The 14,770-nt window shown below is 43.9% G+C and carries 10 protein-coding genes; 7 read left to right on the forward strand and 3 right to left on the reverse strand.

All coding sequences use genetic code 11. The annotated features are described in order from the left end of the window. Window positions 1-560 precede the first annotated feature (560 nt). Window positions 561-2,609, reverse strand: a complete 2,049-nt coding sequence (locus tag KDK17_RS01155; RefSeq protein ID WP_257287158.1) for a hypothetical protein — start codon at window positions 2,607-2,609, stop codon at window positions 561-563. Then, complete coding sequence (locus KDK17_RS01160) at window positions 2,606-2,965, reverse strand: hypothetical protein (protein ID WP_257287159.1); 360 nt, start codon at window positions 2,963-2,965, stop codon at window positions 2,606-2,608. Before KDK17_RS01160 ends, KDK17_RS01155 begins: the two co-directional genes overlap by 4 nt. Window positions 2,966-3,281: 316 nt before the next feature. Between KDK17_RS01160 and KDK17_RS01165 the strand changes: the two genes are divergently transcribed. The 6 genes from KDK17_RS01165 (at window position 3,282) to KDK17_RS01190 (ending at window position 11,379) form a co-directional block, all read left to right on the forward strand. Beyond that, window positions 3,282-4,286: a calcium:proton antiporter gene (locus KDK17_RS01165; protein ID WP_257253321.1), complete on the forward strand. Its 1,005-nt coding sequence runs from the start codon at window positions 3,282-3,284 to the stop codon at window positions 4,284-4,286. A gap of 307 nt (window positions 4,287-4,593) precedes the next feature. Beyond that, window positions 4,594-5,748 carry a glutamine-hydrolyzing carbamoyl-phosphate synthase small subunit gene (carA, locus tag KDK17_RS01170; protein ID WP_257253322.1) on the forward strand — a complete coding sequence of 385 codons (1,155 nt, stop codon included), beginning with the start codon at window positions 4,594-4,596 and terminating at the stop codon, window positions 5,746-5,748. A gap of 92 nt (window positions 5,749-5,840) precedes the next feature. Then, window positions 5,841-9,062, forward strand: coding sequence for a carbamoyl-phosphate synthase large subunit (gene carB / locus KDK17_RS01175; protein WP_257253323.1), 3,222 nt, complete (start codon window positions 5,841-5,843; stop codon window positions 9,060-9,062). Then, window positions 9,059-9,535, forward strand: coding sequence for a transcription elongation factor GreA (gene greA, locus KDK17_RS01180; RefSeq protein ID WP_257253324.1), 477 nt, complete (start codon window positions 9,059-9,061; stop codon window positions 9,533-9,535). The genes carB and greA overlap by 4 nt, the downstream gene beginning before the upstream one ends. Window positions 9,536-9,733: 198 nt before the next feature. Then, window positions 9,734-10,582 (forward strand): hypothetical protein, encoded by an 849-nt coding sequence (locus tag KDK17_RS01185; protein WP_257253325.1) that lies wholly within the window; start codon window positions 9,734-9,736, stop codon window positions 10,580-10,582. Window positions 10,583-11,052: 470 nt separating this feature from the next. After that, entirely contained in the window at window positions 11,053-11,379 is a 327-nt protein-coding gene (locus KDK17_RS01190) for a hypothetical protein (protein WP_257274600.1), read from the forward strand. Between the two features lie 238 nt (window positions 11,380-11,617). Here KDK17_RS01190 and KDK17_RS01195 read toward each other — a convergent pair whose 3' ends face one another. Continuing rightward, window positions 11,618-12,193: a hypothetical protein gene (locus KDK17_RS01195; protein ID WP_257253327.1), complete on the reverse strand. Its 576-nt coding sequence runs from the start codon at window positions 12,191-12,193 to the stop codon at window positions 11,618-11,620. Window positions 12,194-12,368: 175 nt separating this feature from the next. On the opposite strand from KDK17_RS01195, the gene KDK17_RS01200 reads away from it, so the two are divergent. Further along, on the forward strand, window positions 12,369-13,613 hold the full coding sequence (locus KDK17_RS01200; protein WP_257274602.1) for an RING finger protein: 1,245 nt from the start codon (window positions 12,369-12,371) through the stop codon (window positions 13,611-13,613). Window positions 13,614-14,770 lie beyond the last annotated feature (1,157 nt).

Here is a 14,770-nt window from a genome sequence, read left to right on the forward strand (position 1 = left end):
AAGACTTCTTCTGCTGTGGTTCCCACCTCTGTGAGGCGCTCAATATCATAACCGGCCAGTGCGTCGTTCAGGCAATGTTCTTCTTGTTCTGTAATATCAGCGTTGACACAAAAACTCATCGTTATGAGTAATGCAGATATCAGCTTGATGGCATTTGTAATGTACATTGGCGTACTCCTTTACTGCCGGGTTCAATAGTCCTTTCATACCAATCGAACTTTCTAACTCCCTATTGCGCTGAAGATTTGAGCCTTAATCCTGCGTTGGCGATCGTCACCATAGCTAAGGCTATGACTCCTTACTTCGCCTCAAATATCCATGCTCATCACGAAAGTTAGAAAGCACTATTGGTATTTGAGCTTCGGGAGAGATATTAGTTCCCCTGGGAGGGAAATATAGTTTTGTCTCTGAATGGGTTCGTTCTGTGCAGCTGACCGGAACCGCAGAAAGCTGGATGTTTTTATCGAAGCCATTGGCCAGGTACAGATGCTGGAAGTTGTGCGAAGGGGGGGGATTTATTCAAAGCCCCCTGAACAAGGTATTTTTGGCTGAGCCGGATTTCAGTTATCCGGAAGATTTCTTTCTAATACTTCCAACATCATGTTGTTGTCAGGATGCAATGCCTTTTGTTGTAATGCTCTGGCCAGTTCATAAAAACTATCTCCTGGCTTAGTTGTTTGAGACATATAATCAAGCACTATTTCATTTGATTTATCACAGACGTACTGGCAAAACTCGGGTAATCTACCTTCGTCTAATAACCGGGTAAAGTAACTTTGCCGATCATCAGCTGATAGATGAGTATATTCATGGATTTTTGAGGTATCCGTTCCATTAAAAAAGTGCGGAATTAACGTTGAGATTAGCCCAGTATATCTCAGGATTTCGTCTGTGATTACTCTACATATTTTATTGAGTTCTAAATGGGCATTCTCAGGGGTATACCAGAGATCATGTTTGATTTTTCTGTCACATAACTCTATTTGCTCTTTGCTCATTGTTAACAGAGCTGATTTAACCTCTTGCATAAGGAATGGATTAAAATGAAATGCACTATTAGCTACTTTCCAGCGGCCTAAGAGTTTTGGGTTGCCTGTTGTTGGTATTTCATGACCACATCTGCTCAGTCCAAGGTAGGGTTTATTTAAGCATTGTGCAATATTAGCGGTGCTGGCTCCCGGTGCATAAATGGGGATGTTGGAAAAATAACAAATCAACTCAAACAGTCGCTTCGGTAAAAAAGTAAATTCAAATACGGTGACCTTATCTTTAAGTGATTTCTCAGCAGTAAAGTCCAGGCAGTAATTAGTTGAAAACTCTATATTACCAGTATCACTGAGCTCTTTTTTTTCTTTTTCAGATAGGTCGATCTTCTCGCTGTGTGGTGCAATAATAATGATAGGCTTATCGCCAAAACACGCTTTAGCGGCATTTGTGTAATTGTAATACTCATGTTTTAACATCCCCGAAGCATGATAGGAAAGGGCTAGATATATTTTATTTTCTTTGGCCGATTGCAATAATTCGGTAAAAAATTGAGCTAGTTTTTCAGTATCATAACCTTGTGTGACTGGATTTTCTAAGCTGTTAGCTATATCCCTTTTCATTAACTCTGGTGTTGACGTATCTTTATTGATCTCATATGGATAAATGGGCAGATGATTTTCTAGGTTTTTCAGGGGCATTTCCCTTGTAGATTCAGGGAACCACCTATAGTTAGTTATTTGAAATAATGGAGCTTTTGTTGATGTTTTATACGAGTCCCAAACGGTGTAAATTTGTAGTGTGTTTTTTGATAAAAGATGGGTTGGTATTGTCTCTTCTACGATGTATGGAATACCAAATAGCTTATCCGGTCTTATTTCTGGTGACGATAATTTGTGTTCCCCATAAATGATAAATTCATCAATGTCACGTGCAGGTAAACCAGAAAGAAGATTTGGTAATTTGTTGCTAAGAGTAGGTTCATAGCCAGAAAAGCGAACCAGATGTAAAGTGCCAGGAGAAAGTCTGACAAAATTCCTTAAGAATTCTATATACAGGTTTAAATTTCCATAACCCCGACCGTGGCTAGCTTCTACCAGAAAAACGATTTCTTTAATTTTTCCAGCTTTACTTTGTAAAGAGGTAATTCTATTCATAGATGATGCATGAATCGGTATCTGCCTGAAAAAATCCTGAAGAAAAGATATCCATTGCTTGTCCTTTGGTATCAAACAACCAGCTTGCAGGAGAGCACTACTTTCGATAATAGAAGACTCTTTACTGCTTTTTAACTTTTCTGGAAGTGCCTCTGCGGACGAACTTTCATAAGCTTTTCTTTTTTTGTTATGCCATGTAATTCCTTCATGAGTTGAAACATAATAATGCTCTAGTTTAGTTGGGGGGGCAGGAAAAGGTTTTTCCAGGGTACTTTCCGGTGTGTGTACTTGGTTTATGACAGAAGTTGCACAAATATCATTCTTAAAGGTTCTGTTTATATTATGGTTTGCCTGACTGGCAAAGGTATCAGTAATATTTTGTTCGCCTTTTTCTGCTTTAATGGTTTTTTCTTGTGTTAACAGTTCATTGGTAAGTCCGGACTGAGCTGGAAAGTGACTATTAATCATAATGTACCTCCGAACCCATTCGCCGTTTGGGGGCTTAACACTGCCTGTAGGATTTCATTTATAAAAGCTGGTTCACCAGCCGCTCCAGGATGAAACGATGCAACGAATTCCGGAGTAATGTTAAGCTGGGTAAAACGGTGAATCTCATACGGACTGATCATTGAGGCTTTTTGAGCAAAAAGAAAGACTGCTTCTGTCGTGGTTCCTGTCTTAATGAGGCGCCCAATATCATAATCGGCCGGCGTAGCGTTCAGGGAGCATTCTTTTTCTTGTTTTGTACTATCAGCGTTGACGCACAAACTCGTAGTTACGGGTAATGCAGTCATCAGCTTGATGGCATGGTTTATAATGTTCATTGGCGTACTCCTTTACTGCCGGATTTAATAGTCCACTGGATATTAGAGTCTCGGGAGAGTGATTAGTTCCATCAGGAGAATTTAGAAGACTTTCAGGCAAAGAAGCCGGGAAAGATTAGGGAGATTTTCTCAGCTCATCTATTATTTGTTCACATGTGGCTAAGTGACTACTTTCCTCATATCAATAGCCTTCAAAACCTATTTTTTACGGGTAGCTTGAGCAGTGATAAAACTACCTTTGGTGTTCAAATCCGAACCTGGGCTTTGTTCAGGTATTGCAGCATCAATACTGTTCTATTCGTTGTGCAACCACTTTTTGACGACAGGTTCTTCTAACTGGGTCAGTGCCGGACTGTTTCTGCTTTTGTTTGTTGTCATGCTTTGGTCTTCCTTTGGTGTGGTTCGCCATGCCGATGGTTTGGCCGAACAGCTGGGAGAGCCGTACGGCACTCTGATACTGACCCTGTCAGTGATCAGTATCGAAGTTATTGTGATTTCAGCCGTAATGCTGACGGGGAGTCATAATCCGACACTGGGTCGGGATGTGATGTTTTCTGTCCTGATGATTGTACTCAATGGGCTGGTCGGATTATCGCTGCTTCTGGGAGGGGTCAGGCATGTTGAGCAGACGTTTAATTTACAGGGCGCTAACTCTTTTCTCGGGATTCTCATTCCTCTCTCTGTGTTGGGTTTGATTCTGCCTAATTTTACTGAGTCAACGTCCATAGGTACTTTCTCCCTTGAGCAAATCGTCTTTCTCGTTGTCATGAATGTCGTCCTCTATCTGGCTTTCCTGGGCATGCAGGCTATGAGGCACCGGCACTATTTTGTGGGCGATAATGAGGGTTATAATCGCAAGAGTGAAAAGAAGTTGTCTGTCTCGTCGCATACCCTGCTTTTGCTCTGCTATATGGTTCCCATTGTATTGCTGTCCAAAAAGCTGGCAGTGATTGTGGATTATGGAATTTATGAACTGGGGGCGCCTTCGGATCTGGGTGGTATGATTGTGGCGATTCTGGTTCTGTCTCCGGAAGGCATGGCGGCTATCAGGGCGGCAATAGCCAATAATCTTCAGCGCTCTATCAATATCTGTCTGGGATCGGCCTTGGCCACCATTGGTATGACTATTCCCGCCGTGTTGCTGATTGGAATTCTGACATCCAAAACCATTGTTCTGGGTTTGAATAATGTCGACGCATTATTGTTGGTTCTGACGTTGCTGGTTTCCATGGTGAACTTCGCATCAGGTAAAAGTAACCTTTTCCAGGGGGTGACTCATCTAACATTGTTTTTCTGCTACATGATTCTGATTTTTGACTGATCGAAATGCATAAATGCCTGTTTACGAGTGCACTGAATTCAAGTGTTTCCTGGTAGAAGAAAATCTTGTCTTTTTACGAATATTGTGTTCAAATGCGAAAAATTTGCATTAGATTTATTGAGGCAGTTAGCGTGCCCCTGAAATCCCTGATAAAAGTCGGATAAGAAAGCGAGACGGTGATTCAATTTACCTCTCGCTTTTTTTGAGCGTGCTCTTTAAGGGAGCAGGTGGAACAGCCTTGAGCGTATAGAAAATCATTTTGCCCATGAATGAGATGATTTTCATGAGGTGAATGTGGGAGGAATCATTGACTAAGTCAGCCGTACTGGCTCTGGAAGACGGAAGTCTTTTTCGGGGCATTGCCATTGGATCCGACGGAGAAACCAGTGGTGAGGTCGTTTTCAATACAGCCATGACAGGCTATCAGGAAATACTCACCGATCCTTCTTATTCCCGTCAAATCGTCACTCTCACCTATCCACATATTGGTAATACAGGTATTACTCCCGTAGACGAAGAGTCTACTGAAATTCACGCAGCCGGCCTTGTTATTCGTGATCTTCCTCTTCTCGCAAGCAACTGGCGAAACACAATGCCTCTTGATGAGTATCTTCGTACTAATCACATCGTAGCCATCGCTGATATTGATACCCGTCGCCTGACCCGCATCCTGCGAGAAAAGGGTGCCCAGAACGGTTGTATCCTGGTGGCCGATGAGAACGGTCATATTGATGAAGCGGCAGCTCTGGAAAAGGCTCGTGCATTCCCTGGCCTAAAAGGTATGGACCTGGCTAAGGAGGTCACGGTTTCCGAACCTTACGAGTGGAAAGAAGGCGTCTGGGCTCTGGAGTCTGATGATCACCAGTCTGTTGACGAGCAGCCTTTCCATGTCGTGGCTTATGACTTTGGTGTGAAGCGCAACATTCTCAGAATGCTGGCCCAGCGTGGCTGCCGTTTGACGGTAGTGCCCGCAGTGACTTCTGCCGAAGAGGTTCTGGCCATGAATCCGGACGGTGTTTTCCTGTCCAACGGTCCTGGCGATCCGGAGCCATGTGATTATGCCATCAGGGCCATTCAGGATATTCTGGAAACCCGTATCCCGGTCTTTGGTATCTGTTTGGGTCATCAGCTGCTGGGTCTGGCCAGTGGTGCAAGCACCATGAAGATGAAGTTTGGTCACCACGGAGCCAACCATCCGGTGCAGGATCTGGATTCCGGTGTGGTGATGATTACCAGTCAAAATCACGGTTTTGCCGTGTCTGAAGAGAAACTGCCTGAGCATATCCGGGTCACTCACAAATCCTTGTTTGATGGCAGTCTTCAGGGGATTGAGCTGACCGACCGGCCCGCTTTCAGTTTCCAGGGGCATCCTGAAGCCAGCCCGGGGCCACACGATGTGGCGGTGCTGTTTGACCGGTTTATCAGCCTGCTGGAAGAGCATACAGCCGCTTCCCAATCCTGATCAGGTCGCTTGAAAAAGAGACTTACAGTACAGACAACAGGCTTTCGTGAGCAAAGAGCTCCGCAAGCCTGAGACAAGTTACGAGAGCAACGATGCCGAAACGTACAGATATTGAAAGCATCCTGATCCTGGGTGCGGGTCCTATCATCATTGGTCAGGCCTGTGAATTTGACTATTCCGGAGCCCAAGCCTGTAAAGCCCTTAAAGAAGAGGGCTATCGTGTCATACTGGTGAACTCTAACCCGGCCACCATCATGACCGACCCCAGCATGGCAGACGCGACCTACATTGAGCCTATTCGTTGGGAAACAGTCGCCAAGATCATTGAGAAAGAACGTCCGGATGCAGTACTGCCTACTATGGGTGGTCAGACCGCTCTGAACTGTGCTTTGGATTTGTTCCATAAGGGAGTTCTGGAAAAATATAACGTCCAGATGATCGGTGCCAGCCGGGATGCTATCGATAAGGCTGAAGACCGTGAAATGTTCGACACAGCAATGAAGAACATTGGTCTGGAAACACCCCGATCCGGTATTGCGCATACCATGGAAGAAGCTCAGGCTGTGCTGGATCAGGTAGGCTTTCCCTGTATCATCCGTCCTTCTTTCACCATGGGTGGTTCCGGTGGAGGTATTGCCTACAACAAGGATGAGTTTGAAGAGATCTGTAAGCGGGGTCTGGATCTTTCTCCCACCAATGAGCTGCTGATCGATGAATCCCTGATTGGCTGGAAAGAGTACGAGATGGAAGTGGTGCGCGACCGCAACGACAACTGCATCATTGTCTGCTCTATCGAGAACTTTGACCCGATGGGAGTTCACACCGGTGACTCGATCACGGTCGCACCTTCCCAGACGCTGACTGATAAAGAATATCAGATCATGCGTAATGCCTCTGTGGCTGTTCTGCGTGAGATTGGCGTTGAAACCGGCGGTTCCAATGTTCAGTTCGGTATTTGCCCGGACACTGGTCGTATGGTCGTGATTGAGATGAACCCCCGGGTATCCCGTTCCTCTGCCCTGGCTTCCAAAGCGACTGGCTTTCCGATTGCCAAAGTGGCAGCCAAGTTGGCCGTGGGCTACACCCTGGATGAACTGCGCAACGAAATTACCGGAGGTGTGGTACCGGCTTCTTTCGAGCCAACCATCGATTACGTCGTCACCAAGATTCCTCGTTTTGCCTTTGAAAAATTTCCTCAGGCCGACGATCGTCTCACCACCCAAATGAAATCTGTGGGTGAGGTCATGGCTATTGGTCGTACTTTTCAGGAGTCTATGCAGAAAGCCCTTCGTGGTCTGGAAACCGGAGCCACTGGCTTCAATCCCATGCTGGATGTTTCTGCTGAAGGTGCTATCGACAAGATCAAGGCAGAGCTGGTTGTTCCAAAGGCGGATCGTCCATACTACGTGGCAGACGCTTTTCGGGCCGGTATGACTCGTGAGGAAGTCTTTAACAGCTGCATGATCGATCATTGGTTCCTCGTCCAGATCGAAGACATTGTTAAAGAAGAGCAGAATCTGGTCGGCAAAGACTTGTCTGCGCTGGATGCCACCACTTTGTTCAGCCTCAAGCGTAAGGGTTTCAGTGATGCGCGTCTGGCAGAGGTGATGGCGATCTCTGAAACAGAAGTGCGTAACCATCGTCGTCAGCTGAAGATCAAGCCGGTCTTCAAGCGTGTAGATACCTGTGCGGCCGAGTTTGCCTCTACGACAGCTTACATGTACTCCACCTATGAAGAAGAGTGTGAAGCTGTGCCAACTGATAACGAAAAGATCATGGTTATCGGTGGTGGTCCTAACCGTATCGGTCAGGGTATCGAATTTGATTATTGTTGTGTTCATGCGGCTATGGCTGCCCGCGAAGACGGTTACGAAACCATCATGGTTAACTGCAACCCCGAAACGGTTTCTACCGACTACGACACTTCTGACCGACTGTACTTTGAGCCGGTCACTCTGGAAGACGTCCTCGCCATTATTGATGTCGAAAAACCCAAAGGTGTGATTGTTCACTACGGTGGTCAGACACCTCTGAAACTGGCTCGTGCTCTGGAAGCTGAAGGTGTGCCGATTATCGGTACCAGTCCGGATGCGATTGACCGTGCCGAAGACCGAGAGCGTTTTCAGGGCATGATCCAAAAGCTGGACCTGTTACAGCCTGCGAATGCCACGGTGCGCAGTGCTGAAGAAGCTGTTGCTAAAGCCAAGGAAATTGGCTATCCATTGGTTGTGCGCCCTTCCTACGTTCTGGGTGGTCGTGCCATGGAAATCGTGGCGGGCGAAGATGAACTGCAAAAGTACATGAAAGAAGCGGTTCAAGTTTCCAATGATAGTCCGGTGTTGCTGGACCTGTTCCTGAATCGTGCCGTAGAAGTGGATGTCGATGCAGTATGCGACGGCGAGCGTGTGGTTATTGGTGCCATCATGCAGCACATTGAGCAGGCAGGTATTCACTCCGGTGATTCCGGTTGTTCTCTGCCTCCCTACAGTCTCAGTCCCCGCATCCAGGACAAGATTCGTGAGCAGGTGAAAGCCATGGCTATGGAGCTGGGTGTTGTTGGTCTGATGAATGTTCAGATGGCGCTGCAAGACGGTGAACTCTATGTGATCGAGGTTAATCCGCGTGCGTCCCGTACAGTGCCCTTTGTGTCCAAGTGCATTGGTCACTCTCTGGCCAAGATTGCCGCTCGTGTCATGATGGGTAAAACTCTGAAAGAGCTGGATTTTACCAGAGAGATTGTACCTCCCTACTACTGCGTAAAAGAAGCGATCTTCCCATTCAACAAGTTCCCGGGTGTGGATCCGATTCTTGGCCCGGAAATGAAATCTACCGGTGAGGTGATGGGTGTTGGTGCATCTTTCCCGGAAGCCTATTATAAGGCCCAGCTGGCTGAAAACATGGCACTGCCAGAAGGTGGCCGTGTCATCATCAGTGTCCGTGATCAGGACAAACCAATGGTGCCTGGTATTGCGCGCCTGCTGATGGATACCGGCTTTGAGCTGATGGCTACCAGTGGAACTGCCCAGGTGATCGAAGATGCCGGCCTGCCCGTGACCCGGGTTAAAAAGGTGATGGAAGGTCGACCAAATATGGTGGACAGTATCGTCAATGGTGATATAGCCTTTGTTGTCAATACCACCGAAGGTCGTCAGGCCATTGCAGACTCCTATAAAATCCGCCGATCTTCGCTGACCAATAAGGTTCTCTACACCACCACCATGGCAGGTGCGGAAGCCATTGCCCGGGCCATTGCCTTTGGCTCGGAAAAAACAGTCAGAAGACTTCAGGATTTGCACGAAGGTAGGACTGGATGAATCGATATCCAATGACCGTGGAGGGTGAAAAAGCCCTCCGTGAAGAGTTGACTCAACTGAAAACCGTGGAAAGACCGCGCATTTCTCAGGCGATTGCTGAAGCCCGGGAACTGGGAGACTTGAAAGAGAACGCTGAATATCACGCAGCCCGTGAACAGCAGAGCTTTACTGAAGGTCGTATCAACGATATTGAGGCCAAGTTATCCAACGCTCAGGTCATCGATATCACTACGATCAAAAAAACCGGTAAGGTTATCTTTGGTACCACGGTTTTAATGGTTAATCTGGATACGGACGATGAAGTCGAGTACAAGATCGTGGGTGATGATGAAGCAGACATCAAATACAACAAGATCTCTGTGAACTCACCGATTGCCCGTGCCCTGGTTGGTAAAGAAGAAGGTGAAGTGGTGGTAGTGAATACACCTTCCGGCAATGTTGAATATGAGATCGATGAGGTTAAGCACGTCTGATGGTCTCGTTCTCTGCACGGGTTGGAGACCTGTGCAGAGAAGTTTCTTTTCCTCTCTCTGCCCTTCCTGATCAGCCAGGTGTTTTATGTCAGCCTAACTGACAGTGCTGTTAGTGATCTTGTCAGCCATTGATAGCATTCTTGTCAAACAACAAAAAACACAACAAAGAACACAACAAGGATTGATGGAGGGAGTAGTATGATAAATTTTCTGCAAACAGGCTCAGTACCCTTTGATAAGAATGCTATTACTGATAAGTTGGAAAAGCTTGGAAACCTTGCCTCCAGCTTCAGGCGCAGTACGGTCAGGGCATTCAATAACGTCTGTGGTTATATGAAGACTGCTGGCGACTTCTCTCACACCCACTACTCCGACCAAAGTTCAAGGAGCTCGGGCAGTGCCAAACAGGTTTCAGAACGAGCGATTGCCAGACCACCTTCAGAACGAGGTATTACCAGACCGGTTTCAAAACCAGGCCAGCCGGAGAGCCAGAATGACAACAATCTGGCAGCCAGACTTGAGAGTCTCAAAATTGATTGCTCTCGGGCGCATACTAAGCAGGATCTGGTGACGATGAAACAGAAAACCACAGGTCTCCTGGACGATGCCAAAACAAAGCTTCAGAATCATCCTGAGGCTGGCAAAGTGCTTGAAAAGCTGAATGTTGCGGTCAATTTGCTGGAAACTTCATCTGAAGATGAAAACCACGTCCATGAGGCTGCTGACTACCTTCAGAAGGTGCTGCTAGACGTTCGTTTCGATGAGTTGAGCCAGTTGCGTCAGCGAAATGACCAAATAATGAAAATTGAGCGGGATGTTGCTGATGTCCATGAAATAATGCATAACCTGCAAGGTATCGTTCATGAACAAGGTCAGGACGTGAGCCGGATTGAAGATCATATCACTCAAAGCAGAGATAATGTTGAAGAAGCCGTGGAGTCTCTGGATTCAGCGAAAAAGTCGGCTAAAAAAGGTCGCAAACTGAAGATTTTTTTAGGTATTGTGCTTGCCGTTGTCGGTATCACCCTGTTGGCCTGCTTGCTCTGATATAGCTGTCGAACGTGGAGGTGTGAGATGACAAGTCACTCACACCACCAAACCTTTTAGCTTTAAGAATTTCCGGGATTTGACTCAATACCTCTATTATTTTCTCTCAATGACTCTCGTAGAAACTTATTGTTTAGCGGGCTTAAAAGCTTTTATTTTTTTAATACCATCCAAAATTTCCTGACCCTTATCGGATTAACTCATTTTCGATAGACTTCGCAATTTTTTTAGAATGTGAACGGGAATAGTAGCTTTTTCTTAAGGAGCCCAATACAACTTTTCAACACCGTCACTACCAAGAAAAACATCACCAGATTAAAGTTTTTTCTGTAAGTCTCATTGCAAAAATCTGTACTGATTTAACAACCAGAAGGCAAAGCTATGTCTATACTGTTAGCTTTTAAATCAGAGTGTTTGCTTAATGAAAACTGTTAGAAATCTGCTTTTCTCTCTCTCTGTTACTTTGCAACATGGGTATCATTGGTAACCAAATGACCTATGCTAATGACAGCCTTAATGTTGTGGCAGTGTTATTTGCTCAAACTTTGTTGCAAGTCATGTTTCCTTATTTAACAGAAGAAGAGCAGGTAAACCTGCAAGCTTCTTCATCTGCTGCTGTGTTCAGGTCTGCTGCGGGAGGTGAAAATATACTTCAACAATTAGTTGACAAGCCAGAGTGGGTAGTCAGGGTTGATAGCCTGCTTGAGGTTCTCGAAATTACAGTGGCAAGAGTTCAATCATTGATTGATTCAGGGGATCTTGTTTACAAGCAGTATACTCATATGAAGAAACAGTAGCATTGCAACGAGTATTAAACTCTAAAACAGCCATTATTCTGGAGTCTGGAATATCAACATATCCTCAGCATGAGCAACCAGGGATTAGACGTCAGATGGCAGAAAGAGTTAATGATTTTATGACCTTTCTACGTAGTAAGATGGATATGGAATAAATCATAGGCAATATGCCATTTCAAACCTTGCCGACGTTGACGGCGTCGGTGATTGGTTATGTGGTGCTAGTTGAAGGTTGCGATTAATCTTTGAAGGAGGCTTGATCTACAATAGTATAATCTCCTGATATCTGACTTAAAGTTGAGCTTCCGTCAGAGTGCAGTTCAAAATGTAAATCTTGATCAGAAATTCTCTCTAAAGCAATAACTCTGCTACTGACCATTGTGCGAGGTTGTTGTGGCTGATCCATTTTTACATTTCCAATGGCTGCCATGGTAATAGAGTCGCTGGATGCCAATCCAGGCTCAAACAGAACGACACCAAGAGATGGTGGATTGCTGATCTGTGAATATGAGCTGAGAAATTTTGACACCAAATCTGCATGCGGCAAGTGACGTTCATAGTAAAGATAGTAACTATCTCCCGCAATACTGTACAAATAGGAGGTGCACCCAGAACAGTTCTGACTGGTATGATAGACCTCGGCAAAATAGTCAATAAATCCAGATACTCCATCTATCTCGACATCCTTGACTTTCCCTTCACTATTGATGATACGAAATTTATTATTCGCTAACTTATCAATGCTTGAATAGCAAGTTACGGATAAACCTGTGAACAAAAAGAAGATCACTAAAATTCGAAGTGATTTATACATTCGTCATTTACCATGTCAGTAGTTGATGGTGAGCAGGTCAGTATAGACGCTTTTTCAGAAGCTTACATTTAGGTTCATAGTGCCAAACCCAACAGTTTACGATGGCAGTCTGCTGGATTTTTTTGTTGCGTGCGTCTACGTTTTTGATTCAATCCGTTTGAAAGCAGGTTTGTAATTGAAGAAAAGATTTGAGTTCTGGAAAAAGCTAATGGTCCTATCCTTAACAATCTTTTGTTTATCAGGATTTTGCTTTTCAGATTATCAAGAGCCTGATGAGAGTCAAGTGACTATAGGAGGTCAATCGATTTGGTATGACGTTGTTAAGGAGTCACTATGCAACTACATCTATATGCCAATAGATTATTACGTAGGCTCAAGAGGCGTTTTTCGTTTGGTATCAATACTTGCACTTGGGTATAGAAACTACTACGAATTTTATTTGCATCGTAGAGTTGGTGATAAAATAGACACTTGTCTTTTGATCGTTGCGCTAGCATTAATACCTGTAAATTTTATTTATGACATTTTAGAAGATAGAACAGCCTCAAGTACCTTAAGTAATAGCAATATGAAAGAAATAAAAATATCTAAGACAGTGGGGTTGACTTCTTTTGATTTAAGGCTTTCAGGCCTGTTAGAAAACAGTGCTTTATACAATATATCAAAACCATTACATAATCTTGGTGTTAGCAATATTAAATTTACCTCTTCTGAAGTAGATAATAAAATGCATCTTTTAATAGGGTTAACAAAGATGGGCAAACTTGAGGAAGTGTTCTTTGATATTTCATTCCCGACATTAGATTCCGATCGTTATCATTGGGTTGAACTTTGCTGTAATGAAAATAGTCATTGTAATCATTATTCCTCAATCCCACTAAGTATACTGTCAGAAGAAGTGATCAATGAGTTAGTCTTTTTATTAGATGGGAACTATGGTTTTGCGAAATCAATAAGTGATTTTAAAAGAGTCAAAGGAGTTGACTTTTCAGTTAATGAAATGTTTGTTGTAGTAAAAGTACAACAAAGAGAATCTGATATCTTTTCTTACGTTATATGTGACACTCAAACTCATACTTTACAACTAAAAAATAGCCGCTATTCATTTTCAAATAAAACTTTAGTCTATGAACTTATACAAAAATTAGCTGTTCAGGCTGAAAAATTAGCTGTTCAGGCTGAAGGGTGGTTTCGATATCTCATGGAATTAATTTTGAAGCAGTGTGAACATATAATGTTCTTCGCAATCACTGATTTCTTTTTTGAAGGTTATTTTCTTGGAGAATGTGCTATTTGCCGTGAAGCCATGATTCCAGGGGCAGTTTCGCCTGCCAGCTGTGACATACATTATTTCTGTACCTCATGCCTGATTGAATGGGCACAATATGGCGCTGGAATGTGTCCATATTGTAGAGATTAATGCAGCACACATCTTCGCCTTCAGCGACTGCCCCGCACGCGAATTAAAGGCTTGTTAGGTGCAAGATTACTTAAATGGATTGCATTTTGCAGCCGCAATGAAATCTCTGTAACATTTTCAGAGGTTAGATAATTAAAGCAATTACGGTTAAAAATATACCTGAAATAGTTTATAAAAGGCTTAAAGAAGGAGCCACTGCTCACATGACAGGAAGCTTTCCTCACCAGAAGTTCTATCTTGATATTCCAGACGGCTGACTTACGGATAGAGAGAAGAGTGTTGTTCCCGGCACGGTGTAAATAATGGGGCTAAGGAAAGTTATGCGGGAACTCATTTGTAAACCAGAAACTTTTTTTAGAGAATGATTTTCTTTATTTGAATTGGCAAGATCGTATACTCCTGACCTGAGCCTGATACGAACTGGACACCACTGGCAACATGATAGTGCCAGCAAGGTTTAACCGCTATATGTCTCGACTTTAGCTACTGCGTTGTAACTCGTAAATCCATTGGCTCGAAAGCAGTTAATTGCGCTTGACGGAGCTACGACTCATATGTGTTAGCTATGTACACCCGAGTTTAAGTTATTAAAAAAACCTTTATAGATTTAATAAGATATTTGCCTATATGAAAAACGTGACCATTATAAGTTAAAAATTATCCCCGATCTTGAATCTTGGGTTTGCTCAGCTCTTTGGATTAGATTGAAATGTTTTTTTGTTTTCTGCAACTACTAATTGCTCAGGTACCTTTTCTAAAAAGAATACTGATTCGATTAATTTTTTCATTACTGTTAGTAACTCTTTCTTTAAAGGGGCAGTCCTTAGAAATTGAAGGTGCTCTCTTAGTTAGGTCAATGCAAAATGCTTTATTCTTGATTGTAAAGGTTATTGAAAGTCAAGTTTCAGCCTCTTTTCACATATATCATCTACAAGAGAGCCTGGGAGATTATTGGGGTATTCATCTTGAACAGATCAATTCTGTTCAAGTCCATGAACAGGCTCTGAGCGTACAAATAACTTTATTTGAAGAGGTTTCCAACATTCCTACTGAGTTTTTTTTCATAAGATGGGTAGCTCCGAGTGAATGTAACTTTAGATAAATTACCAAATTGAGCGGAAAGCCCCGTACTTCTAGTTCGGGGATGGATAGCTCGC

This window comes from Endozoicomonas sp. SESOKO2, from assembly GCF_024606245.1.
In the GTDB taxonomy this organism is placed as follows: Bacteria; Pseudomonadota; Gammaproteobacteria; order Pseudomonadales; family Endozoicomonadaceae; genus Endozoicomonas_A.